Annotated in this window: 19 protein-coding genes and 2 pseudogenes; 12 read left to right on the forward strand and 9 right to left on the reverse strand. The window is 72.6% G+C overall.

Translation table 11 applies throughout. The features are described 5' to 3' along the window. Nucleotides 1–191: 191 nt before the first annotated feature. The 4 genes and pseudogenes from ADL15_RS42320 to ADL15_RS42335 form a co-directional block, all read right to left on the reverse strand. On the reverse strand, nt 192–2,351 hold the full coding sequence (locus ADL15_RS42320; RefSeq protein ID WP_232344893.1) for a DNA polymerase Y family protein: 2,160 nt from the start codon (nt 2,349–2,351) through the stop codon (nt 192–194). A 354-nt stretch (nt 2,352–2,705) separates the two neighbouring features. Next, nucleotides 2,706–3,465, reverse strand: a pseudogene (locus tag ADL15_RS42325) (hypothetical protein); the annotation flags it as partial. A gap of 324 nt (nt 3,466–3,789) precedes the next feature. Continuing rightward, a complete protein-coding gene (locus tag ADL15_RS42330; protein WP_067704930.1) occupies nt 3,790–4,263 on the reverse strand; it encodes an SAV_6107 family HEPN domain-containing protein in 474 nt (157 codons plus the stop codon). Nucleotides 4,264–4,788: 525 nt separating this feature from the next. Then, nucleotides 4,789–5,760: a winged helix-turn-helix domain-containing protein gene (locus ADL15_RS42335; RefSeq protein ID WP_067704932.1), complete on the reverse strand. Its 972-nt coding sequence runs from the start codon at nt 5,758–5,760 to the stop codon at nt 4,789–4,791. 68 nt (nt 5,761–5,828) lie between these two features. Between ADL15_RS42335 and ADL15_RS42340 the strand changes: the two genes are divergently transcribed. The 7 genes and pseudogenes from ADL15_RS42340 to ADL15_RS42370 all read left to right on the forward strand — a co-directional run bounded on the left by ADL15_RS42340 (nt 5,829) and on the right by ADL15_RS42370 (nt 12,638). Continuing rightward, nucleotides 5,829–7,019, forward strand: a complete 1,191-nt coding sequence (locus tag ADL15_RS42340) for an MFS transporter (RefSeq protein ID WP_067704513.1) — start codon at nt 5,829–5,831, stop codon at nt 7,017–7,019. Nucleotides 7,020–7,254: 235 nt separating this feature from the next. Continuing rightward, entirely contained in the window at nt 7,255–8,070 is an 816-nt protein-coding gene (locus ADL15_RS42345; protein ID WP_083972437.1) for an SDR family NAD(P)-dependent oxidoreductase, read from the forward strand. 77 nt (nt 8,071–8,147) lie between these two features. Further along, on the forward strand, nt 8,148–8,747 hold the full coding sequence (locus tag ADL15_RS42350) for a monooxygenase (RefSeq protein ID WP_232344905.1): 600 nt from the start codon (nt 8,148–8,150) through the stop codon (nt 8,745–8,747). A gap of 11 nt (nt 8,748–8,758) precedes the next feature. Further along, nucleotides 8,759–9,337, forward strand: coding sequence for a GNAT family N-acetyltransferase (locus tag ADL15_RS42355; protein ID WP_067704520.1), 579 nt, complete (start codon nt 8,759–8,761; stop codon nt 9,335–9,337). Between the two features lie 3 nt (nt 9,338–9,340). Beyond that, nucleotides 9,341–10,093, forward strand: a complete 753-nt coding sequence (locus ADL15_RS42360; RefSeq protein ID WP_067704523.1) for a carotenoid biosynthesis protein — start codon at nt 9,341–9,343, stop codon at nt 10,091–10,093. Continuing rightward, nucleotides 10,090–11,178: a glycosyltransferase gene (locus ADL15_RS42365; protein WP_067704526.1), complete on the forward strand. Its 1,089-nt coding sequence runs from the start codon at nt 10,090–10,092 to the stop codon at nt 11,176–11,178. Before ADL15_RS42360 ends, ADL15_RS42365 begins: the two co-directional genes overlap by 4 nt. 53 nt (nt 11,179–11,231) lie before the next feature. Beyond that, a pseudogene (locus tag ADL15_RS42370) lies at nt 11,232–12,638 on the forward strand (phytoene desaturase family protein). Between the two features lie 3 nt (nt 12,639–12,641). On the opposite strand, the gene ADL15_RS42375 reads toward ADL15_RS42370, so the two are convergent. The 3 genes from ADL15_RS42375 to ADL15_RS42385 form a co-directional block, all read right to left on the reverse strand. Continuing rightward, nucleotides 12,642–14,369: a substrate-binding and VWA domain-containing protein gene (locus ADL15_RS42375; RefSeq protein WP_067704528.1), complete on the reverse strand. Its 1,728-nt coding sequence runs from the start codon at nt 14,367–14,369 to the stop codon at nt 12,642–12,644. 111 nt (nt 14,370–14,480) lie between these two features. After that, the gene (locus ADL15_RS42380) at nt 14,481–15,236 is read right to left on the reverse strand and encodes a class I SAM-dependent methyltransferase (RefSeq protein WP_067704531.1); all 756 of its coding nucleotides are present in this window, start codon (nt 15,234–15,236) and stop codon (nt 14,481–14,483) included. A gap of 54 nt (nt 15,237–15,290) precedes the next feature. Beyond that, entirely contained in the window at nt 15,291–16,214 is a 924-nt protein-coding gene (locus ADL15_RS42385; RefSeq protein WP_083972439.1) for a LysR family transcriptional regulator, read from the reverse strand. 143 nt (nt 16,215–16,357) lie between these two features. On the opposite strand from ADL15_RS42385, the gene ADL15_RS42390 reads away from it, so the two are divergent. Genes ADL15_RS42390 through ADL15_RS42400 form a run of 3 tightly spaced genes read left to right on the forward strand, consistent with a single transcriptional unit; the run spans nt 16,358 to nt 19,718 of the window. After that, a complete protein-coding gene (locus ADL15_RS42390; protein ID WP_269748434.1) occupies nt 16,358–17,026 on the forward strand; it encodes a succinate dehydrogenase cytochrome b subunit in 669 nt (222 codons plus the stop codon). A 2-nt stretch (nt 17,027–17,028) separates the two neighbouring features. Next, complete coding sequence (locus ADL15_RS42395; protein ID WP_067704536.1) at nt 17,029–18,975, forward strand: fumarate reductase/succinate dehydrogenase flavoprotein subunit; 1,947 nt, start codon at nt 17,029–17,031, stop codon at nt 18,973–18,975. Further along, the gene (locus tag ADL15_RS42400; RefSeq protein ID WP_067704538.1) at nt 18,975–19,718 is read left to right on the forward strand and encodes a succinate dehydrogenase/fumarate reductase iron-sulfur subunit; all 744 of its coding nucleotides are present in this window, start codon (nt 18,975–18,977) and stop codon (nt 19,716–19,718) included. The genes ADL15_RS42395 and ADL15_RS42400 overlap by 1 nt, the downstream gene beginning before the upstream one ends. 114 nt (nt 19,719–19,832) lie before the next feature. Here ADL15_RS42400 and ADL15_RS42405 read toward each other — a convergent pair whose 3' ends face one another. Beyond that, a complete protein-coding gene (locus ADL15_RS42405) occupies nt 19,833–20,237 on the reverse strand; it encodes a nuclear transport factor 2 family protein (RefSeq protein WP_067704541.1) in 405 nt (134 codons plus the stop codon). Between the two features lie 69 nt (nt 20,238–20,306). Here ADL15_RS42405 and ADL15_RS42410 point away from each other — a divergent pair, with 69 nt between their 5' ends. Beyond that, on the forward strand, nt 20,307–20,876 hold the full coding sequence (locus ADL15_RS42410; protein WP_067704544.1) for a TetR/AcrR family transcriptional regulator: 570 nt from the start codon (nt 20,307–20,309) through the stop codon (nt 20,874–20,876). A gap of 81 nt (nt 20,877–20,957) precedes the next feature. On the opposite strand, the gene ADL15_RS42415 is transcribed toward ADL15_RS42410, so the two are convergent. Continuing rightward, complete coding sequence (locus ADL15_RS42415; protein ID WP_083972457.1) at nt 20,958–21,638, reverse strand: TetR/AcrR family transcriptional regulator; 681 nt, start codon at nt 21,636–21,638, stop codon at nt 20,958–20,960. Between the two features lie 69 nt (nt 21,639–21,707). Between ADL15_RS42415 and ADL15_RS42420 the strand changes: the two genes are divergently transcribed. Next, nucleotides 21,708–23,123 (forward strand): FAD-dependent monooxygenase, encoded by a 1,416-nt coding sequence (locus ADL15_RS42420; protein ID WP_067704546.1) that lies wholly within the window; start codon nt 21,708–21,710, stop codon nt 23,121–23,123. Nucleotides 23,124–23,444 lie beyond the last annotated feature (321 nt).

Genomic DNA, 23,444 nt, shown 5'->3' on the forward strand with positions numbered 1-23,444 from the left:
CCGCGCTCACCCTGGCCGCGCTCGCCCGGCTGGTGCTCGTCCTGACGGCGCTCGCCCGGCTGGTGCTCGTCCTGGCGGTGCTCGTCCTGGCGGCGCTTGTCCGGCTGGCGTTTTTCCGGTCGGCCGGAGAGTTTGCGCTCCAGTTCGGCCCAGGGGACGTCGGGGTTGTGGAAGCTCATCGGGCCACCCGGTCAGTCATAGATCGCCTCCACGGTCCACTGGCCGGCGGCCAGCGAGAGCAGCAACGCCCGGCCGTCGGCCAGGGACATCTGGAACCGGGCCCGCCGCCGCCCTTCCTCGGGCGTCCACCAGCGCTCGTCGATCGGCCACGGCCCGGCCCAGCCGGTGATCACCAGCGGCCCGGAGTGGTCGACGGTCAGGGCGGCCGGAACCCCGGTCAGCTCGAGACGGGCCGAGACCCCGATCGGCAGCCCGGTCTCGTCATGGACGACCGCCGGGAGCGGCTGCGGAAGCACCATCGCGGGCGACGGCCGCGGCAGACGCCCGGGCCAGGGCGGCAGCAGCGGAGGCCGGCGCGCTTTACGCCCCCGCACCACGGCAGGCTGCCCCGGCGCCGGGGTTACCTCCGGTCGGCCGGCCATCGGTCCGCCGGCAACTACATCCTGCGGGCCCGGCCTCTCCCGGTGTTCCCTCTCCGGCTCAGGCACGTCTTGTCTGACGATCGGCCGCAGGTGGGAGACCGAGGCCAGCCGTTCCCCGGGCTTCTCCGCCACCTTCCGGCCCGCCGCCACAGCCGGCGCCGGGCTCACAGCCTCGGCCCGACTCGCGATCGGGCCGGAGTCCACGGCATCGACCCGGCCCACAGCAACAGCCCGACTCACGGCCGGGGCCGGGGCCGCGCTCACGGCCGCAGCCCGACTCACGGCCGAGACCGGGGGCGCGGGCGCGGGCGCGGCCAGGAGTGGGCGGGCCGGGGTGACCGGGGCCGCAGGCGGGGCCGGGCTTGCGGGCGCGGTCAGGGGTGGGCGGGACGGTGTGATCGGGACGGGGAAGTGGCGGGTGCTGAGGGTGGCCGGTGACGCGGGCAGCTCCGGGGCGATGGTGCGGTCCAGCACCGGGACGGTGATCAGGCCCGGAATCGGGTCGGCGTGTGCCGCGGCCGGGTGGGCCGGTGAGCGCTCGTCGCCCCACGGCACCAGCCGGATCTGGTCGTCGCCGGAGCGGCCACCACCGATCACCGGTGTCACCACCGCTTCCGGGCCGAGCAGGCCCTGCACCCGGCTGAACGCCCGGTGCGCGCGGTCCCATTCGGCGCCCGCGTCGCCCCACAGGCCGGGTTGCAGGCCGGCGTGGACCAGGATCCCGTCCGGGATCAGGCTCAGCTTGACCAGGCCCGCGGTCGGCCGCGCCGGACCGGACCGGCGCGCACCGGTCAGCCAGCCGTCCAGCTGCCAGCGCACCCGTTCGGCGATCGCGGCCGCGGTGAGCAGGCCGTCGTGCCGCCACACCCGGTGCAGCTCCTGGCCGTCCGCGGTGACCGCTTCGACGCCGAGCCGGGTGCAGGCCAGCCCGTATCCGGCCAGCCGCTCGTGCAGCCGCTCGGCCAGCACCCGGCCGGCGAAGGCGGCGGTGTCCACCCGGTCCAGCGGTTCGTCGTAGGTGTCCGAGACGGCCAGGTCGGGCGGCGGCTGCCGGACCGCGAGCGGCCGGTGATCGGACCCGCAGGCCAGCCGGTGCGCCAGCGCCCCGTCGAACCCGAACCGGGTCAGCACGTCCCCGGCCGGCAACGCCGCGAACTCCCCCAGCGTCGTCACCCCGAGCCGGCGCAGCAAGTCGTTGAGCTCGGGCCGGTCCAGCGCACCGACCGGCACGTCCGCCAGGAACGCCGGGGTCCCGCCGGGCGCCACGATCCGCCCGGCGCGGGCCGCGATCCCGGCCGCGAACACCCCGTCCGCGATACCCACCTGGCTCTCCACCGCACAGGTCTGCCCGACGTGCTCGACGATGCGCTCGGCCGCGGTCTCCTCACCGCCGTAGTACCGGGACGGCCCGCGCGCGGCGAGCGCGCACGCTCCCGGCCGGATCACCTCGACCCCGGCCGCGACCTCCTCGACCGCGGCCACCACCGGCTCGAACGCCCGCGCGTCCCGCCCCGGATCGTGCTCCACCACGACCAGCTGCGGGCACCGCCCCTGCGCGTCCCGGCGCCGGAGCCCCCGCCGCACGGTCTCCCGCCGCGCCGCCTCCGAGCAGGCCAGCACCCGGTTGTTCGCGAACACCGCGATCGGCTCCGCAGCCGGCACCCCGAGCACGATCTCCGCGGCGACCACCGGCCAGTCCGGGCACCAGAGCAGCAGGGTCCGCAACCCGCCCTCCACGTCAGCCCTCACCCGACGTCACCGGCACGGGCACTCCCGCCGCCCACACCTCCGCGACGCGAATGCCCACCACCGACTCCGCCGCCGCTATTTCACACCGCTTCCGCCCACCCGCCGGCCGAGCCCCCGAGCCTCCGCCCCGCCCCGCCATCGGCCAAGGCCCCGAGCCACCGGCCCTGCCTGGCCTGACCTCATCCCGCGCCCGCTCCTCAGCAGAAAATCCCGCCTTCCCGGCACCAGAACGTGACGAACCAGTACGAATCACCGCAGCGTCCGCACCAGACCGAGACAAAACCGACCGGACAAGCGCAACATCCACCCCGGACCGAGGCGAACCCGAGCGGACAGGCACGGCGTCAGCAGCGGACCGGGACGAACCCGGGCGGACGGGCGCGGCGTCCGAACCAGGGCGGGGTGCGGCGTCCGCACCAGGGCGGGGTGTGCCGGGGCGAGCCGCCGGAGTCGATCCGGGGAGGGCGGTCAGGCCCGGCATCCAGAAGGTGAGTTCCCTGGGGCGGGCCGCCGCGCCCCGGCCGTTGGCGACCACGGTGACCTCGCGGCGGCGCAGGCGGCCGCGACCGTCACCGAGGCCCTCCCACTGGCCGCGGCTGACCTGCAGGGTCACGTCCGCGCCGGACCAGGCGCCGAACGGCATCAGCACGCTGCCCCGCTGCCGGGCCCGGGCGCCCAGCCGGCTCGCGATGGACGCGGACACCGGACCGGGCACCGCCGTGACCACCACGTCGACACCGTCGATCAGCGCGGCCACCACGGTCGGCCAGTCCGGTCCGGGGTCGGGGATCAGCGCCAGGCGTTCCAGGGCGATGCCGGTCTCCGCCGCGGCGAGCGCGCCCAGCGCGGGCAGCCCGACGACCGCACACCACGAACCGGCCCGGGACGCGGCCGCGAGCAACGCCAGCATCAGCGAGGTCCCGCCACTGGCCCGCCCGGCCCGGCCACCGGCGACCGCCACCGTGCTGCCCCGGCGCAAGCCGCCGCCGGGCAGGAGTTTGCCCAGCTCGTCCGCTACCGGCAGCATCCGGTGCGCGCCCGGCGCGTCCACCTCGCTCGCCGGCCGGACCAGGTCCGCGAGGGCGGCCGTCCCGCTGATCATGCGCCCTGCCATCGTGCCCCGCCTGTTCCCCGTGTATTTCCACCGCGGCGACACCGCGCCGCTGAGACCGCGAGCCCCATGCCACCCGGGACCGCGTGAAACCTGCCGATCCGCGACCGCGCAGCAACGACCCGCACGGGCTGATCCGATCCGGTCAGGACAGCGTCGATCGCGTTGGCCGACGAACTCGATCAGGCCCTTGCGGACCGGCGGGAACCGGCGTTGCCGGCGCGCCTCCGGAGCGGCCAGTCAACCGATGAGCACGGTCCATCGCCGCGGGCCGGGGAGGGCGGTCAGCTGATGAACGCGACCGGTCGCCGCGGGCCGCAGGGCAGGTCAGGCTGCCAGCGGCGGCTGGTAGGACACCCCGATCGAGGACTCCGCGACCGTCACGAACTGTTCGGCCGCGCGGAGCAGGTCGTCTGCCTCGCGGGCGCTCACCACGTGCGGGATGCCGGCCTCGGCGGCCGCGCGTTTGCCGGCGCCGAGTGCGAAATAGCCGGCCCAGTCACTGAACTCCGGCGCCACCATCGCCAGCAGCGACCAGACGCTCGTCGCTCTGGTGCGCCGCCCGGGTGCGGCCGGGCGAGCCCGGGCGGCGAGCAGGGCCGCGGCCGCGCGCAGGGCGGCCAGGTGGGCCGTCGCATACCGCAGGCCGTCGGGGGTGGTGTGCGTCGCCTCGGTCAGTCCCTGACGGGCGATCGCCAGCAGCTGGGTGGGGGTCCGGTGGGGCAGCATGTGCGCCGGGACCGTGGGCGCTTCGGCCCGGGCGGTCGCGCCGGGCGTCTGCGCCGGATCGGGAGCCGGCATCAGGCCGCGGGCCGTGGTGCTCGCCATCGTCGTTTCTCCTCGCCTGTTCCGCATCCGACATGGTGGCCGAACCGGACCGCCGCGGAGGAAGACGCAACGGGCCATACCGGGGCCGCTCCCGCAGGAGTGGCCGGTGGTGCCGGGGCTCCACGGGCAGTGGGAGCCCCGGCTGCAGACCGGCCGGATGTGAAGCTTCCCCACACCACACCCGGCCGGCCACTGCCGGCTGGTCCGCCGCTCGCCACCGGGGGTCGGGGGCAACGAGCGGCGGCCTGCCTTGTCACGAGGCCCGAACCCGCGAATGCCCGGACCTCGCATGCGGCACTTCGCGGGCGCCGCACCCGGTCGACGCGCCGCGAAACGCGCTCCCGGGGCCAGAGCGGAGGTCTTTCGAACATCCGTTCTAACTACTGCAGAGACTAACACCCGCCTACGACAAAAAGGCAACCTTCACGGCCCCGCGCCACCCACTTTTTCGAACAGATGATCGACTTTCTTCGCCCGGTAAATCACCCGAAAAGCGGATCAAATGCCCCGCGCGGCGCGTACCACCGCTTCCCCCGCCGCGGTCCGCGTGTAGAGCACGCTCCGCCCGGCCCGGCGTCGCGCCACCAGACCGGCCTCCAGCAGCACCCGCAGGTGCCCGCCCGCCGACCCGAGCCCCGTCCCGGTGATCGCGACCAGCTGGCTGGTGCTCCGTGGCTGTTCCAGCTCGACCAGCACCCGCGCCCGCCCGGCGCCCAGCAGCCGCTCCAGCGCACCGGGCACCACCCTCCCCGGCTCCGCGAGCATCCCGGAACACCGGTACGTCAGCGCGTACCGCGACGGGTCCGGCTCCAGCCACGCCGCCCAGCCGCTCGCCAGCGTGGTCGGTACGAAGAGCAGCCGGGCGCCGGAGATGTCCCGCGGTGGATAGTCGTACGCGTTGATCTGCAACCGCCCGCCGCCGAGCCACCGCATCCCGCCGCGCATCCCGTCCAGCGCCGACTGCCAGCCGCCCAGGCTGAGCTGCCGGGTCCGGGCCAGTACGTCGGCCTCCAGGATCCGCCGGCGCCGCGGCCAGTCCGGCTCGATCGCCTCGTGCCAGATCCAGGTCAGCAGGCCGGCCATCCGCTCGCCGAGGTCGTCCCGGTCCAGTTCCGGCGGCAGCCGGCCGGCCAGTCCCTCCGCGACGTGGCCCCGGGCCGCCGCGGACGGGATGTCCCGGACCGCCGCGATCTCCTCCGCGAACGGCCGTTCCACCTCGGTCGGCGGGGGTGCGACGAAGTCGGCGATCCAGCGCGGCCGCAGCGCCGCCTCGACCAGCCGGGCGGTGATCGGGTCCGCGGCCAGCCGGGCCAGGTACGCCGGCCGGTGTGCCCGCAGCCACTCCCGGTCGGACGGGAGCTCCGCGGTGTCCCAGCGCAGCCGGAGCAGCCCGGCGGTCGCCTCGGCCAGCGCGGACACGACGAACCGGCTGGTCGCGAGCGTGTCGGCGTCCACCCGCCACCAGCCCATCGGCACCACCTTTCGCGGCTGACCGAAACATTAACGGTCACCCGGCGGCGGGCCGAAGACTGCGGGCCATGCGGACCTATCGCCAGCTCTTCCGTGCCCCGGAGTTCACCGCGCTGTTCCTCGCCACCTGCCTGCAGTGCGCCGCGGTCACCGTGATCGGCCTGGCGCTGGCCACCGGCGTCTACGCCCGTACCGGATCGTCTTTTCTGGCGGCGGTGAGCATGTTCGGTCCGTCACTGGCGCAGCTGGCCGGTGCGACGCTGTTGATGTCCGCGGCCGACCGGTGGCCGCCGCGCGCCGCGATCACCGCGCTGGCGCTGCTCACCGCGGCCCTGACCGCCCTGCTGGCGCTGCCCGGACTGCCGCTGGCCGGGATGTTCGCGGTGCTGCTGGCGATCGGCCTGGCCGCCTCGGTGAGCGGCGGGGTGCGTGCCGGGCTGCTCACCGACGTGGTCCCGGACGCGTATCTGCTCGGGCGTTCGACGCTGAACATCGCGAACGGGGTCATGCAGATCGTCGGGTTCGCGACCGGTGGCCTGCTGGTGACCGTGCTGTCGCCGGCCGGGACGCTGCTGACCGGTGCCGGGCTGCATCTGGTCGCGGCGCTGGTGGTCCGGGTGGGTCTGGCCCGGCGCGCCGCCCGCTCCGCGGGCCGGGCCTCGGTCGCGGCGACGTGGCGGGTCAACGCGCGGTTGTGGGCGATTCCCGGGGTACGGCCGGTCTACGTCGCGCTCTGGCTGCCCAACGGTCTGATCGTCGGGTGCGAGGCGCTGTTCGTGCCGTTCGCACCGTCCGGGGCCGGGCTGCTGCTGGCCGGTTCCGCGGTCGGCATGCTCGCCGGGGACGTGCTGGCCGGCCGGTTCCTGCCGCCGCTCTGGCGGCACCGGCTGGCGCCGTGGCTGCGGCTGCTGCTGGCCGTGCCGTTCCTGCCGTTCGCTCTGCACCCGTCGCTGCGCACCGCGGTGGCGCTCGCCGTGGTGGCGGCCGTCGGGTACTGCTCCACGCTGCTGCTGCAGGAACGGCTGGTCGCGATGGCCCCGGCAGAGAACCGCGGGCAGGCGCTCGGCCTGCACTCGGCCGGCATGCTCACCATGCAGGCGGTGTGCGCGGCGGTGGCCGGCGCGCTGGCCGAGCTGCTCTCGCCGGCCACCACGATCACCGTGCTGGCCGCGGCGTCGGTGGTGGTCACCCTGGCGCTGGCGCCGTTCCTGCGGGAGCCGGCCCCCGAGGCAGCCGGCTGGCGCTCAGAGGTGTCTTGACCGCGCGGAGACACCCCTGGAAGCCAGCCGACGACCGGGAGGCGCGCTGCGGTCCGGGGCGGCTACGGTGTCGCGGAGCCCCCGCGGATCGGGAGGCGCGCTGCGGTCCGGGGCGGGCCGCGGCCCCGCGGCGGCCTCACGGGCGGGACTCGGCTCGTAGCCTGCGGACGGGCGCTGGAGTATTCGTACCCTATGGGTTTGGGCAGGAACAGCGGACCTTGGGTAAAGAGGCGGCATGACGCAGACGATCGTGATCACCGGGGCGAGCTCCGGTGTCGGGCTGGCCACGGCCCAGCAGCTGACCGCCCTGGGCAATGAGGTGGTGCTGGTCGGGCGGGACCCGGGGCGCCTGGCGGCGGCCGTGCAGAAGGTCCGGGAGGCCGGCGGCGGACGCGAACCACGCCATTTCCAGGCCGATTTTGATCGGCTCGAGGACGTGCGGGAGCTGGCCGACCGGCTGCTCGCCGACTACCCGAAGATCGACGTGCTGGCCAACAACGCCGGCGGGATCATCGGCGGATACCGGGCGACCGCCGACGGCTACGAGTCCACCATGCAGGGCAACCACCTGGCCCCGTTCCTGCTCACCCACCTGCTGCGGGACCGGCTGACCGGCGGCCGGGTGGTGAACACCGCCTCCCGCGCGCACATGCGGGGCCAGCCCGGCACCGACTTCACCGACGACCCGCGCGGCTACAACTCGTGGCGGGCCTACGGCGCCAGCAAGTCGGCGAACATCCTCTTCGCGGCCGAGGCGGCCCGCCGCTGGCCGGAAGTGCTCAGCCTGTCGTTCCACCCGGGTGTGGTCCGCACCAACTTCGGGGCCGGGCGCCTCACCCGGTTCTTCTACAAGCACGCCCCCGGCCTGGTCACCCCGGAGGCGGCCGGCGCGCTGCTGACCTGGCTGTGCACCGCACCGGCCGTGGAGCTGTCGAACGGCGCCTACTACGTGGGCCGCGAGGTGGCCCGCCCGGCCGCGCACGCCCGCGACCCGAAACTGGCCGCCGACCTGTGGGAGGCCAGTACGGCCGCGACCGGTCTCGACAAGTGAGCCAAGCGAGCCAAGTGAGCCAAGCGAACGTCACGCTGCACGTCTGGCGGGTGCCCCGGCACGCGATCGGCTCGGCCATGGTGCGGATGGCCTTCGCCCGGAAGCACCTGGCCGGGCTGCGGTTCGGCAAGTTCCTCGGCACCGGCACCGGTGAGACGTTCGGGCCCGGCGACTCGGACCTGACCCGGTGGGCCGCGATCACCGTGAGCGACGCGCCGGTCCGGTTCCCGACCTGGGAGAAGATCGCCACGAGCCAGGCCCGGATCGAGCTGGAACCGCTGATCAGCCGGGGTACCTGGTCGGGGCGGAGCCCGTTCACGCCGACCGGCCGCAAGTCCGAGGGCATGGTGCTGGCGCTGACCCGGGCCCGGCTGCGACCGGCCCGGGCGCTGCGGTTCTGGCGGGCGGTACCGGGTGTGGCGCGGGAGATCGCCGCCGCGCCCGGGCTGCTCGCCCGGTTCGGGGTCGGTGAGGCACCGATCGGCTGGCAGGGCACGGTCACCGTATGGCGCGACGCGACGGACCTCACCGCGTTCGCGTACCGTCAGCCGGAGCACCGCGCGGCGATCGCCCGCACCCCGGCCGATCGCTGGTACGCCGAGGAGCTGTTCGCCCGGTTCGCGGTGCACGACATCAGCGGCGACCGGACCGTGCTGGGCTGGTCCGCCGGGAGATGAGGGTGCAAGCGATGAGGCTCGTAGCGTGGCAGCCGGACGACCTCCTGCGGCGGCTCGACGACGTGGTCACGGTCTACGGCGAGGCGATGGGCTACCGCCCGGAGCTGCTGCAGACCCGCCGGGGTTACATCGGCTCGCACGTGCGCCGGCCAGGCTTCCGGGCGGTGGCCACCCTGACCACCGAGGGCCGGGTGGCCGGTTTCGGCTACGGCTACACCTCCGCCGCCGGCCAGTGGTGGCACGACCAGGTCCGGTACGCCCTGGGCGAGGACTCCCGCCGGCAGTGGCTGACCGACTGCTTCGAGGTGGTCGAGCTGCACGTCCGCCCGGCCGCTCAGGGCCACGGTGTCGGCGCCCGGCAGCTGCGCGCCCTGCTCGCCATGGCCAAGGGCAAGACCGTGCTGCTCTCCACTCCGGAGGCCGACGAGCAGGCGTCCCGGGCCTGGCGGCTGTACCGCCGCTACGGTTTCGACGACGTGCTGCGCGATTTCTACTTCCCGGGTGACGAGCGCGCGTTCGCCGTGCTCGGGCGGGAGTTGCCGCTCGTCGAACGGCCCCTCGAGGACGCCTCCGGCGCGGCCGGCGCCTGATCCGTGCGCCGTTCGCTGCCCTGGGTCCTGCTCGGCACGCTGGTCCTGGCCCAGATCTGCTATCCGCTCACCGGCGGTGACACCCGTGCCCGGCTGACCGTGCTCACCGTGCTGCTCGGTGTGGCCTTCTCGGTGACGCACGCCCTGCTCACCCGGGGGATGCGGGCGGCCGGCGCGCTGGTGCTGACCGCGACGCTGGGTGGTTTCGCGGTCGAGGCCATCGGGGTGGCCACCGGCTTCCCGTTCGGCACCTACGAATACTCCGGGCGGCTCGGCCCGCGTCTGCTCGACGTACCGCTGATCATCCCGCTGGCCTGGACCTGGATGGCCTGGCCGGCCTGGCTCGCCGCGCTGCGCGTCGCCCGGCGCCGGGTGCCGCGGATCCTGGTCGCCGCGGCCGGGCTGGCCGCCTGGGACCTGTTCCTGGATCCGCAGATGGTCGCCGAGGACTACTGGCGGTGGCTGGACCCGATTCCGGCGCTGCCCGGCGTGCCCGGCATCCCGATCGGGAACTACCTGGGCTGGGCCGGTTTCGCGGTGCTGCTGATGACCGCGCTCGCCGCCGCCACCGCCCGGTCGGTGGCAATGCCGATGCCGGCCGACTCGCCCGCGCTGGCGCTCTGGCTGTGGACCTACGCGTCCTCGGTGCTCGCCCATGCCGTCTTCCTCGGCCTGCCGGCCTCGGCGGCCTGGGGTGCCGTGCTGATGGGCGCCGCGGTGCTGCCTCTGCTCCCCCGCCTGCGCGCCGCCCGATGACCCTGGCCTGGCTCACGCTGCTGCCGGTGCTGCTGCTCACCGCACACACCGCGGTGAACGCGCTGCTGCTGCGCCGGCCGGACCGGGACGCGACGGTTGACGAGCGCGTCGCGGTGCTCCTTCCGCTCCGTAACGAGGCGGAGCGGGTCACGCCGTGCCTGCGGTCGCTGCTGGATCAGCGTGGGGTGCCGGGACTGACCGTGCACGTGCTCGACGACGGCTCGACCGACGGCACCGCCGAGGTGGTGCGGGCGGTGGCCGGTGACCGGGTCCGGTTGCACGCCGGGGTGGCGCCGCCGGCCGGGTGGCTGGGCAAGCCGCACGCCTGCCATCAGCTGGCCGGGTGGGCCGGGGACGCCGACGTGCTGGTCTTCGTGGACGCCGACGTGGTGCTGGAGCCGGACGCGGTGGCCGGGGCGGTGCGGTTGCTACGGCGGGGCGGGGTGGTGCTGCTCAGTCCGTACCCGAAAATCGTCGGCGCCGGACGGCTGGTGCAACCTCTGCTGCAGTGGTCCTGGCTCACCTTCCTGCCGCTGCGTGGCATGGAACGCTCCGCGCGGCCGTCGCTGGCGGCGGCCGGCGGTCAGTGGCTGGTCCTGGACCGGGCCGGCTACCGCAAGGCCGGCGGGCACGCCGCGGTCCGCGACGAGATCCTCGAGGACATCGCGCTGGCCCGCGCGGTGAAACGCTCCGGCGGGCGGATCGCGCTCGCCGACGGATCGCGCCTGGCCACCTGCCGGATGTACGACTCCTGGGCCGAGCTCGCCGACGGCTACGCCAAATCGATGTGGGCGTCCTTCGGGTCCGCTCCCGGCGCGGCCGCCGTCGTGGTCCTGCTTCTTCTTCTGTACGTCGTCCCGCTCCTGACCGCGGCCGCTGTGCCGGCGTTCGCGCCGATCGCCGTGGCCGCCTACCTGCTGGGCGTCACCGGCCGCGCGATCAGCGCCCGCGCCACCGGCGGCCGGGTGCTCCCGGACGCCCTGGCCCACCCGGTGTCGGTCGTGCTGTTCGGACACCTGATCGCCCGGTCGTTCCGGATGCGCCGCCTGCGCCGCCTCACCTGGCGCGGGCGCGCCCTCCCCTGATCCGCACCGGCCCGGTGCACCACGACGGCCGGTCATCGCGGATCATCCTGGGGATGAGTGACATCGTGGTGGTCGGTGCCGGCGTCGGTGGATTGGCCGCGGCGATCCAGCTGGCCGAGGCCGGGCACCGGGTCACCGTCTTCGAGCAGTCCGGGCAGGCCGGCGGCAAACTGGCCGGCTACGAACGCGACGGTTTCCGCTTCGACACCGGTCCGAGCCTGCTCACCCTCCCGGACGTCTTCACCCCGCTCGGCCTGGGCCTGCGTCCGGAACCGCTCGATCCGGTGGTCCGGCACGTCTTCCCGGACGGCACGGTCCTGGACTCCTCGTCCGACCACGCGACGTTCCTCGATCGGATCACCGCGGCGCTCGGATCACCGCGGCGCTCGGCCCGGACGCGGCACACGACTGGGCCCGGCTCTGGCGGCGGGCCGAACGGATCTGGCACGCCTCCTGGGACTCCGTGCTGCAGCGCCCGGTCACCGCGGCGACGCTGGCCCGGCTCTCCTGGCGGGTCGGTGACCTGGCCGCGATCGCGCCGGGCCGGTCGCTGCGCTCGCTGGGCCGCCGTTACCTGCGGGATCCGCGGCTGCGGATGCTGCTGGACCGCTACGCGACGTATGCCGGTGCCGATCCGCGCCGCGCGCCTGCGGCGCTCGCCGCGATCCCCTACGCCGAGCTGGCTTTCGGCGGCTGGTACCTGCCGGGTGGTCTGGTCACTCTCGCCGAGGCGCTGCGCGCTCGGTGCACCGATTTAAATGTACGAATAGAGCTGGGCGCCCCGGTCGCCGCCATCGACGCGGACCGGCGGGTGCACGGCGTCCGCCTGGCCGACGGCCGGCACGTCCCGGCGGATGTCGTGGTGTCCGACGTGGACGCGGTGACGCTCTACCGGGACCTGCTACCCGCGCCGAAGCCCCTCGCCGGGCTGGCCGACCGCAGCCTGGCCGGGTTCGTGCTGCTGCTCGGCGTCCGCGGGGAGACCCCGGAGCTGGCCCATCACACCGTGTTCTTCCCGCGGCACTACGACGCCGAGTTCGACGCGGTGTTCGGCGGGCCGGGCCGGCGGGCGCGACCGGCCGGCGACCCGGCGGTCTTCGTCACCCGGGCACCGGACCCCGCCGTCCGGCCAGCCGGGCACGAGGCGTGGTTCGTGCTGGTCAACGCGGCACGGCACGGCACCGACTGGTCCGCTGTGGACTGGCGGCGGCCGGGGCTGGCCACCGCGTACCGGGATCGGATCCTCGACGTGCTGGCGGCGCGCGGCCTGGACGTGCGGGATCGCCTGGTGTTCGCGGAGACCCGGACCCCCGCCGACCTGGCCGAGGCGACCGGGGCGCCGGGCGGCGCGATCGATCCCCGGGTTGTTCCTGGTCGGCGGGTCGGCGCACCCGGGCGGCGGGCTACCGATGGTCACCCTCTCCGCCCGGATCGTCGCCGACCAGATCGGCACCGCCTAGCCGTTACGAGGTGGCATGCGCGGCCAGGAACGCCTGGGCTATTCCGGACGCGAGGTCGGCCGGGTTCGTGGCGGCTATCGTGCGGCCGCCGGTCGCCTTGGCCATCCCCTGCAGCGCGGGCATGTTCGCGTCCGGTCCGTAGCCGACCGCGATCACCGGGACCGGCCGCGCCGGGTCCACGCCGGCGGTCAGCTTCTTCAGGAAGTCCGCGTTGGTCATCGTGAACCGCGTCCCGCCGTCCGCGCCGTCGGTGAGCACCACCACCACGGTGGCGGTGTTCGGCTTGACCCGGCCGCGCATCTCGTCGACCCCGTCCAGCACGGTCTGGTAGAGCGGGGTACCGGCCGTCGCCACCGGCCGGTACGAGCCGATCTTCGCGGCCAGCTGGAGACGCCGGGACTTGCCGTCGGTCGCGTCGGTGATCCGCCCGAACGACACCTCCTCGGTGTGCGCCGGTTCGCTCGCCCGGGACGTGCCGAAATACCACATCCCGATGCTGGTCTCCGCGCCGAACAGCTGTGCCGCCGCCGCACCGGACTCGCGCAGCAGCGACGCCTTGGTGGCGGTCCGCCCGGCCCGGTCGGTGATCTTCTCGTTCATCGAGCCGGACGCGTCGATCAGCAGCAGCACCTGGAACGCCACCGCCTTGTAGTCGGACCACTGCTTGGCCGGGCCGAGCAGCAGCCGCACGTCGGCCGGCGGTCGCAACGCGCCCTTGGTGGCCGCGACGCGGAACCCGGCGCCGGTGACCGACTCCGTGGTGATCGCCGCGCGCAGGCGCTTGACCAGGTCAGCCGGTGCGCCCTTGCGCGAGGCGTACGGATAGTCCGCATCCACCTGGACGTCAGCGGGCGCCGAGCCGGACATCCGGACCCGGTGTTCGGTCTTCTGGTACGTGGTGAGCTGCTGCTCGGTGGTCGGGAAGACACCCACGTCGTAGCTCGCGGTGTTCGAGTCGGACTCGGCCGCCATCTGCCGGAAGATCTCGGCCTGGTCGACGGCCGCGTTCTCCAACCGGCTGCGCAGAGTGAGCGCCTGCAGCTTGGCGATGCCGGCATCCGGGGTGACCTTGGCGGTCGCCTGGTTCAGCGCGTACACGCCGAGCAGGCCGGTCGTGGTGACCGTCGGATCGGACATCCGCACGGCCGGCAGTCGCTCCTGGACCGCGGCCTGCATCAGCCCGCTCCAGGACGTCTTGCCCTCCGGGGCGAACAGCGTGCTGATCGCCTCCGGCCCGGCGATCACCAACGGTGACCAGGCGAGCGGCGTGCCGCTGGTGGCCCAGGTGCGGCCCTGCGCCTTCGCGATCGCCAGCCAGCCGCTGCTGGACGGCACCCAGACGTCCGGCTGCGGCTTGGCGGCCAGCACCAGACCCGGCTCGACGGCCTGCACCTGAACCTCCGAGCAGCGCTGCCCCGCCTTGCTGAGCGTCGCGGCCGCCTGCTCGATCACCGGGGCGATCTCCGGCGCGGCGGCGACCCGCAGTTTCGGGTCGGGACAGGGCGGCGCGGTCTGCTGCGGTGAGGGCACCGGGGCCGCACTGGGTTCGGCCACCGGGGTGCCCCGGTTGCTCATCAGACGCCAGGCGAGCCCGCCGGCGGCCAGCAGAACCAGCACGACGACCGCGGCCGCCAGCAGGGCACGGCCCCGGCTGGGCGGCGGTTCGTGATGCGGCTGGCTCCACTCCATCCGGTCGGGCAGGCGTGGGTCGGACCACTCGTTGTCGGACATGCACCTTACCTCGCGTAACGGTCACCACCGATGGAGCGGATGGTAGTCCGGGATTTATGTCTCGCAATGGCTCCTAAGGTTCCCGACAACATCTAGGCACATCCGTGACCGTCAGGACATCAATCGCGGGGTCGCCACCGCGATCACGATGAACTCGCCGTCCCCGCTGAGTCCGACCGGTTCACGCCCCCAGCCTCCGTAGATCCGATCCACCCGGAAACCCGCCTCCCGCAACGAATCCCGCAGCTCCGGCTCGGTGCGGAAACGCAGCGTGGCCGAGTTCGCCAGGTCCCGCCCATCGTCGAACCGGTAGCGCTGGGTGACGTGCACGGTGTTCGGTCCGGTCTCCTCGGCCTCACTCCACGCCTCGACCGCGGCGCCGTCGTCGAGCACCACGGTGCGCCACGAGTCCTCCGGGTTCCACAGCTCCCACGGCTCGTCGGCCGGGTCCCGGCTGTCGAAGACCAGGCGGCCCTCCGGGATCAGCGCCCGGCGCAACCCGCGCAGCACCGCGTCCCACTCCTCGTCGTCCACGAACGACTGCGCGACGTGACTGGTCATGAACGCCGCGTCGTACGACCGCACCGGCAGCTGCTCGACCGAGCCGTGCACCCACTGGACGCGCTCGCTGCCGGGCTTGCGCCGGGCCGCCGCCAGCGCGGCCGGCGCCGGGTCGATCGCGGTGACCTCGTGCCCGGCCTCGGCCATCGCGATCGCGAGCCGGCCGGTGCCACAGCCCAGGTCGATCACCCGGTGCGCCGAGCGCTCGGCGAGCACGGCCATGAAGAAATCGTCGTCCCAGCCCCAGGGACACTCGGCGTCGTAGACATCGACCAGCCGCGGGTCACGAAACTCGCCATGCCACACACCCAGGACTGTAAACGGAGTGTAGACACTTGACTACCCGATGTGGACAGTCGATCAGAGAGCGCGCACCCCGAACGGCAGCCGGCCGGAGGTGATGTGCTCGAGAACCACCTCGCGCAGCGCGGCGGCGGCGTGCGGCAGCACCACCCCGCGACGCTGGGCGAGCGCGATCGTCCGGCGCATGCCGGGTGGCGCCAGCGGGGTCGCCCGCAGCAGCGGCCGGTTGGCCAGCACCATGCTGGGCACCAGCGCGACACCGAGGCCGGCCTCGACGAAGGCCAGCACCGCGTCCATCTCACCGCCCTCGACGGCGAACTTCGGCGTGAACCCGGCCCGCTCGCAGGCGTGCAGGGTGACCTCGCGGATGTCGTAGCCCTCCCGGAACATCACCATCGGGGTGTGCCGCAGCTCGGCCAGCTCCAGCTGCCGGGCCACGGTGGGCGGCGGGCCGTCCGCGACCGACGCCACCACCAGGCTCTCCCGGACCAGCTCGGTGGCCTCCAGCGCCGGGTCGACACCCTGCTCGGGCTGGATGATCAGGGCAAGGTCGAGGGCGTGCGCGAGCAGGCCGGAGGTGAGGTCCTGCGAACTGCCCTCGCTGATGTGCAGGGTCACCCCGGGGTGGTCGGCGCGGAACGTCCGCAGCACGGCCGGCACCAGGGAGGAACACAGGCTCGGGGTAGCGCCCAGCCGGATCTCGCCCCGGCGCAGGCCGACGATGTCCTGCACGGCCTCGATCGCCGCGTCCGCGTCGGCCACGATCCGCCGTGCCATCGGCAGGAGGGTCTCACCGGCCACGGTGAGACCGACCGCGCCACGCATCCGCTCGAACAGCGGGGCGCCCAACGAGGTCTCCAGGGTGTGAATCTGCTTACTCAACGTGGGCTGCGAGACACCCACAATGTCCGCAGCTTGGGTGAAATGCCTGGTCTCGACTACTGCCAGGAAGTATCGGAGTTGTTGCAGCTGCACCGTAATAGCTTATAGCTATGGGGACCTGCCCGATCATGCATTAGACGAATCGTTCAGGACTTTCTACCGTCCAGGTTGTGGCGGTAGACACTCCAATTCCCCAGACCAAGCACGCGGCGGGGGCGCCGGCAACGCCCCCCGCTCGTCAGGTGGTCCGGCCCTCGTCGGTGATCCTCAAGATCACCATGGCGGTCAGTGGCATCCTGCTGGTCCTCTTCCTTTACGTCCATATGATCGGCAACCTCAAGATCTTCTTGGGCGCCGTCGACTTCGACCACTACGCGCACTGGCTGCGGGCGCTCGGCACGCCCCTGCTGCCGAACATGTGGTACCTGTGGATCCAGCGGGCCGTCCTGACGCTCGCCGTGCTCGCGCACATCTACACGGCGGCCGTGCTGACCATCCGGGCCAAGAAGGCCCGCCCGGTCAAGTACGCGCACCGGCCCAAGGTCCAGGGCAGTTACGCCGCCCGGACCATGCGCTGGGGCGGCGTGATCGTCCTGCTGTTCATCGTGTTCCACATCCTCGACCTGACCACGGGCAACCTGAACCCGGTCGGGGACCACGAGCACCCGTACGCCAACGTGGTCGCCGACTTCGCGCCCGAGCGCTGGTACGTGACGCTCTTCTACGCGCTGGCGATCATCTCGGTCGGGTTCCACCTGTGGCACGGCATCTTCAGCGCGGCCCGGACGCTGGGCCAGCAGACCATGAAGGGGCAGCGGCGGGCCAAGGCCATCGCGCTGGCGCTGTCCCTGGTGCTGGTCGTCGGGTACCTCTCGGTGCCGTTCGCGGTGCTGGTCGGATTGGTGGACTGAACATGACGAACACGGACTTCTGGACCGAGGGCGAACCGGTCGTCGACAAGGCCGCCCCGGACGGACCGATCGAGACCCGCTGGGAACGGCGCAAGTTCGCCGCCAAGCTGGTCAACCCGGCGAACCGCCGCAAGCTGACCGTGATCGTGGTGGGCACCGGCCTGGCCGGTGGCTCCGCGGCCGCGACGCTGGCCGAGCAGGGTTACCACGTCAAGTCGTACTGCTACCAGGACAGCCCCCGGCGCGCGCACTCGATCGCCGCGCAGGGTGGCATCAACGCCGCGAAGAACTACCGCAACGACGGTGACTCCGTCTACCGGCTGTTCTACGACACGGTCAAGGGCGGCGACTTCCGTGCCCGCGAGTCCAACGTGTACCGGCTCGCCCAGGAGTCGGTGAACATCATCGACCAGGCCGTGGCGCAGGGTGTCCCGTTCGCCCGCGAGTACGGCGGCCTGCTGGACAACCGCTCGTTCGGCGGCACCCAGGTGTCCCGGACGTTCTACGCCCGGGGCCAGACCGGTCAGCAGCTGCTGCTCGGCGCGTACCAGGCGCTCGAGCGGCAGATCGGCCTCGGCAACGTCGAGATGAACACCCGGCACGAGATGCTCGAGCTGATCATCGTGGACGGCAAGGCCCGCGGCATCGTCGTCCGGGACATGATCACCGGCGAGATCACCACCGAGTTCGCGGACGCCGTGGTGCTCGCCTCCGGCGGGTACGGCAACGTGTTCTTCCTGTCCACCAACGCCAAGGGCTGCAACGTCACGGCGTCGTGGCGGGCGCATCGCAAGGGCGCGCTGTTCGCGAACCCCTGCTATACGCAGATCCACCCGACCTGCATCCCGGAGTCCGGCTCGCACCAGTCGAAGCTGACCCTGATGTCCGAGTCGCTGCGCAACGACGGCCGGGTGTGGGTGCCCAAGGCGCAGAAGGACACCCGCAAGGCCGCGGACATCCCCGAGGACGAACGCGACTACTACCTGGAGCGCATCTACCCGGCGTTCGGCAACCTGGTGCCCCGGGACATCGCGTCCCGCGCCGCCAAGAACGTCTGCGACGAGGGCCGTGGCGTCGGCCCCGGCGGTCTCGGCGTCTACCTGGACTTCGCGGACGCCATCAAGCGCCTCGGCCAGAAGGCGGTCGAGGCCAAGTACGGCAACCTGTTCGAGATGTACCAGCGGATCACCGGCGACGACCCGTACGAGACGCCGATGCGGATCTACCCGGCCGTGCACTACACGATGGGTGGCCTCTGGGTCGACTACGACCTGCAGTCCACCATCCCCGGCCTGTTCGTGGTCGGCGAGGCGAACTTCTCCGACCACGGCGCCAACCGGCTCGGCGCGTCCGCGCTGATGCAGGGCCTGGCGGACGGCTACTTCGTGCTGCCGAACACGATCAACAACTACCTCGCGTCCGGCCCCTTCCCGAAGGTGACCGCGGCCAGCGCCGAGGTCGTCGAGGCCCGCAGGCAGGTCGAGGACCAGATCGAGAAGTTCCTCTCGATCGACGGCGACCGGACCGTGGACTCCTTCCACCGCGAACTCGGCCACATCATGTGGGAGTACTGCGGCATGGAGCGCACCGAGGAGGGCCTGACCAAGGCGATCGGCCTGATCCGGGCGCTCAAGGAGGAGTTCTGGACCCGGGTCAAGGTGCCGGGCAAGGGCGAGGAGCTCAACCAGAACCTGGAGAAGGCCGGCCGGGTGGCCGACTTCATCGAGCTCGGTGAGCTGATGTGCATCGACGCGCTGCACCGGCGGGAGTCCTGCGGCGGTCACTTCCGGGCCGAGAGCCAGACCCCGGACGGCGAGGCGCTGCGCCACGACGACGAGTTCGGCTACGCCGCGGCGTGGGAGTACTTCGGCGCCGACGGCAAGCCGACCCTGCACAAGGAAGAGCTCGAATTCGAGTACGTCCACCCGAGCACGCGGAGCTACAAGTAATGAACATCAAGGTCAGGGTGTGGCGTCAGTCCGGCCCCTCGGACAAGGGCCGGATGGTCACCTACGACGTCAAGGACATCTCCCCGGACGCGTCGTTCCTCGAAATGATCGACGTGCTCAACGAGACGCTGATTCTCGGCGGTGACGACCCGATCGCGTTCGACCACGACTGCCGCGAAGGCATCTGCGGCGCGTGCAGCATGGTCATCAACGGGGTGGCGCACGGCCCGGAGAAGGCCACCACCACGTGCCAGCTGCACATGCGGCACTTCAAGGACGGCGACGTGATCGACGTCGAGCCGTGGCGCGCCGCCGCCTTCCCGGTGATCAAGGACCTGGTGGTCGACCGCACCGCGTTCGACCTGATCATCCAGGCCGGCGGTTACATCAGCGCCTCGACCGGCACCGCGCCGGACGCCCACGCCGCGCCGGTGCCGAAGAAGGACGCGGACGCCGCGTTCGAGGCGGCCACCTGCATCGGCTGCGGCGCCTGCGTGGCGGCCTGCCCGAACGGCTCGTCGATGCTGTTCACCGCCGCGAAGATCACCCACCTCGGGCTGATGCCGCAGGGCCAGCCGGAGCGCGACAGCCGGGTGATCGACATGCTGCAGGCGCAGGACGACGCCGGTTTCGGCGGCTGCACCAACATGGGCGAGTGCACCGAGGTCTGCCCGAAGGGCATCCCGCTGAGCCTGATCGGGCGACTGAACAGCGATTACCGCAAGGCGATCGCGAAGAGCTGAGAGGCTCACCGAGGTACTCCAGGTGTCCGGCACAACGGCGTGCCGGGCACCCGGTCCTGGTCCTGCGGCGGTTTGCTGCGGGTTTGTAGCGGGTTTGTTGTGACGACCCCGGGCTCAGCCCGACGTCAGCGCCGCCGCGATCGCCATCGTGTGCTGATACTCCCGCCAGCCCACGAGCAGCCCGTCCCGCGTCCGCAGCACCCCGATGAACGGCGCCGAAGCCCGCACCCCGGTGCCCAGATGGGTGCCGGCCAGCTCGTACTCCACGATGATCACGTCAGGGTCGGCGGTCTCGTGGACGACCACGTTGCGGCAGTCATCGAAGCGAACCGGAAAACCCGCCCGCCCCACCCGGGTCTGCTCCAGAACGCGCTCCCGCCCCTCAGTCCGGGTCGCCCGGCCGGGCGCGGCGAACGGCGTCTCCACCACCACGCCCTCAGCGAGCATGTCCCCGTCGTAGGTCGGCTCCCCGGCCAGCCACCGCTCCTGCATCCGGGCGAAGATCTGCTGCGGTGTCACTCGGCACCTCCGTTAAGGTGAGTGAGTACTCGACTTAGCGCCCCTGAGAATAGTGAGTGGAGACTCAGCTTGTCACCCCTCTCCCCCTCCGACGACGACGGTCCGCCGCTGCGCGCCGACGCCCAGCGGAACCGTGCGCGCATCCTGGACGCGGCCGAGGCGGTGTTCGCCGAGTTCGGCGCGGGTGCGTCGACCGAGGAGGTGGCGCGGCGCGCCGGGGTGGCCATCGGGACGGTGTTCCGCCACTTCCCCACCAAGAACGACCTGCTCGCGGCGATCATGAAGCGGCTGCTGGCCCGGCTGGTCGCGGAGGCCGGCGAGCTCGGCGGCGGCGACGGGCTGTTCACGTTCTTCAGCCGGCTGGTGGCACAGGCGGCCGGCAAACGCTCCGTGGTGGACCTGCTGGCCCGGGCCGGGGTGGAGATCCGGCTGCCGGACACGGTGGGTCACCTCGAGCAGGCGGTGGGCGAGCTGCTGCGGCAGGCCCAGGAGGCCGGGACGGTGGCGACCGCGGTACGCCTGCCCGAGGTGATGGCCCTGCTGATCAGCGTGTGCCAGGGCGCGCTGCACGGCGACTGGGACGCTGGGCTCCAGGAACGCACGCTGGGCGTGATCTTCGGAGGTCTGCGCGGTCATTGACCGCCGATTTTTCCTTCGGTACGACGTACCGAAGGAAAAATGAGCGTGCCCTGCGCCGCGGCAGTCACCGGGAGTGAGCGCCTAGCTCGCGCCGCCCAGCCCGGCGTGCAGGAACGTCGTCAGCGTCTCGATCGCCTCGTCGTCGCTCAGCTCGCGGCCCAGATCGGGGCGGTTGGCCCCGGAGAGCCAGGTGGCGGCGAACCCGCTGATCGTCACGGTGAACAGCGACGCGGAGACGAGCCGGTCGCCGGGCAGGTCGAGCGCCGCCAGATGATCCGCGATATGACCCAGGTCGGGTGCGAGCATGTCGCGGCTGCGCTGGGCGAACGTCTCGTCGACGAGCGCCGCCTGCTCCAGCGCCACCATGATCGCGCGATGCCGGCGGTAGAAGCCCCAGAACGCCGCGACGTGCCAGCGCACCGCCGCGCGATCGCGGAAATCCGTGCCGTGGCCGGCCATCTCGGCGCTCGCGTCACCCTCGGCCAGCAGGTCCGCCAGCAGCGCCTCGAGCAGCGCCTCCTTGCTGGCGAAATGCTTGTAGAACGAGCCGGTGGCCCGCCCCGCCTCCGCGGTGATGTCCGTGATCTTGGCGGTCAGGTAGCCGGAGCGCTCGAAGACCCGGATCGCGGCGGCCTTGAGCTCCGCCTCGGTCTGCGCAGCCTGCTGCTTGCGGAGCCCGGCCTGAGCGCCCGGCCGAGTGCCGTGCCAGGTATCTCGCCCCTCAGCCTGACCCTGCGCCGCCTCGTCCTGCGGCCTGCCCAACCCGGTCACCAACGTCCTGTCACCGCCATTCCTCTTGACCGGAGACTATCAGCGCTCTACGGTGAATCCATGTTCACTGAATCAAGATTCACTCTGCTCGCCGGATTCACTGTGATCGCCGGCGCCGGCCCGACCGGGCTCGCCGTCGCCCGCCAGCTGCAACGGCATGGCGTGCCGTTCCGCATCGTGGAAAGATCCGCCCGCCCGTTCGACGGTTCCCGCGGCAAGGGTCTGCAGCCGCGCACCCTCGAGGTGCTCGACGACCTCGGCCTGATCGACCGGTTCCAGGAGTCCGGCAGTGACTACCCCGCGTTGCTGGTCCACCGGCCCGACGGCGCGACCGTCGAGTGGCGGATGGACGAGCTGCACGAGCCCACCCCCGAGGTGCCCTATCCCAATCTGCTGATGGTCCCGCAGTGGCGCACGTCCGAGCTGCTCGCCGAGGGGGTGCCGATCGAGTTCGGTGTCGGCGTCACGTCGCTGGAGCAGGACGCCGACGGAGTCCGGGTCACCCTGGACACCGGCGAGGTGGTCACCGCGCGTTACCTGGTCGGCGCCGACGGCGGCCGCAGCACGGTCCGGCAGGCGCTCGGCGTGGAGTTCCTCGGCTCCACCCACGAGGACGAGCGGATGCTGATCGCCGACGTGAAACTGTCCGGCCTGGATCGTGCGCATTGGCACGTCTGGCCCGGCGACCCCGGGTTCCGGCTGGGCCTGTGCCCGCTGCCCGGCGGCGACTGGTGGCAGCTGACCGCGCCGCCCACCGACACCCCCGTCGCGGAGCTGGTCGCCGCGACCGACCCCGCCATCACGATCACCGAGGTCGGCTGGACGTCGCAGTTCCGGGCCAACATCCGGATGGCTGACCGGTTCCGTGTCGGCAACGTCTTCCTCGCCGGCGACGCCGCCCACGTGCACTCCCCGGCCGGCGGACAGGGCCTCAACACCGGCATCCAGGACGGCTACAACCTCGGCTGGAAGATCGCCACCGGCAACACCACGATCCTGGACACCTACGAGGCCGAGCGCCTCCCGGTCGCCGCCGACGTGCTCGGCATCAGCACCACCCTGCACCGCCGCCACGTCGCCGCCGACCCCGACGCGATGCGCCGCGACGACCCCGCCCTACGCCAGCTCACCCTCAACTACCGCGGCGGCCCACTGACCGCCGAGCACCGCCCCACCCCCGGCCGGGTCCAGGCCGGCGACCGCGCCCCGGACGCTCCCCTCACCACCGGCCACCGGCTCTTCGACCTGATGCGCGGCGCCCACCCCACCCTCCTGGCCTTCGGCTGGCCGGACACCCTGCCCCACCTGCCAGAGTCACTCCCGGTCCACCACCTCCCCGCGGCGGAGAAGCAGGCCTGGCACGCCTACGACACCCAGACCCCCACGTTGTTCCTGATCCGCCCCGACAACTACGTAGGCTGCGCCACCCACAACCCCCAGGACGTCATCAACTACCTCAAACAGATCGCCCAGTAAGCCCCGCCAGCCCCAGGCCCGGCGCATGCCCGGTCGAGTCCCCCAGAATCTCCGCCTCGACCACAGCCGCCGTCGGCGCCACCAACGACGGCATCGACCGCCGCGCTTCGCCGCCGCTCCTGCCATCCACCTCGAATGACACCCTCCGCATCGGTCCCGCCCCACCCTCGGTCAACCCGCCCACTTCAGCGACGCCACCCGAGGCGGCCGACCGTCCGCCTCGGATAGACCAGTAGCACCTGCCCTGGAACGCCGTGAGGCTTGCGGATCTCCGGCTTGGCTTCACCCACTGGCTGGCTTCGGGCCGCAGGCACGACCCCG

Origin of the sequence: Actinoplanes awajinensis subsp. mycoplanecinus, from assembly GCF_001509495.1 — a bacterium.
In the GTDB taxonomy this organism is placed as follows: Bacteria; Actinomycetota; Actinomycetes; order Mycobacteriales; family Micromonosporaceae; genus Actinoplanes; species Actinoplanes palleronii.

Excerpts from the sequence above, each read along its gene's own strand:
- ADL15_RS42330 (WP_067704930.1), bottom strand. The coding sequence starts at position 4,263 with ATGCCGGCTCCCGATCCGGCGCAGACGCCCGGCGCGACCGCCCGGGCC.
- ADL15_RS42355 (WP_067704520.1), top strand. The coding sequence starts at position 8,759 with ATGAGGCTCGTAGCGTGGCAGCCGGACGACCTCCTGCGGCGGCTCGAC.
- ADL15_RS42400 (WP_067704538.1), top strand. The coding sequence starts at position 18,975 with ATGAACATCAAGGTCAGGGTGTGGCGTCAGTCCGGCCCCTCGGACAAG.
- ADL15_RS42420 (WP_067704546.1), top strand. The coding sequence starts at position 21,708 with ATGTTCACTGAATCAAGATTCACTCTGCTCGCCGGATTCACTGTGATC.
- ADL15_RS42395 (WP_067704536.1), top strand. The coding sequence starts at position 17,029 with ATGACGAACACGGACTTCTGGACCGAGGGCGAACCGGTCGTCGACAAG.
- ADL15_RS42345 (WP_083972437.1), top strand. The coding sequence starts at position 7,255 with ATGACGCAGACGATCGTGATCACCGGGGCGAGCTCCGGTGTCGGGCTG.
- ADL15_RS42365 (WP_067704526.1), top strand. The coding sequence starts at position 10,090 with ATGACCCTGGCCTGGCTCACGCTGCTGCCGGTGCTGCTGCTCACCGCA.
- ADL15_RS42350 (WP_232344905.1), top strand. The coding sequence starts at position 8,148 with ATGGTGCGGATGGCCTTCGCCCGGAAGCACCTGGCCGGGCTGCGGTTC.
- ADL15_RS42335 (WP_067704932.1), bottom strand. The coding sequence starts at position 5,760 with ATGGGCTGGTGGCGGGTGGACGCCGACACGCTCGCGACCAGCCGGTTC.
- ADL15_RS42375 (WP_067704528.1), bottom strand. The coding sequence starts at position 14,369 with ATGTCCGACAACGAGTGGTCCGACCCACGCCTGCCCGACCGGATGGAG.
- ADL15_RS42340 (WP_067704513.1), top strand. The coding sequence starts at position 5,829 with ATGCGGACCTATCGCCAGCTCTTCCGTGCCCCGGAGTTCACCGCGCTG.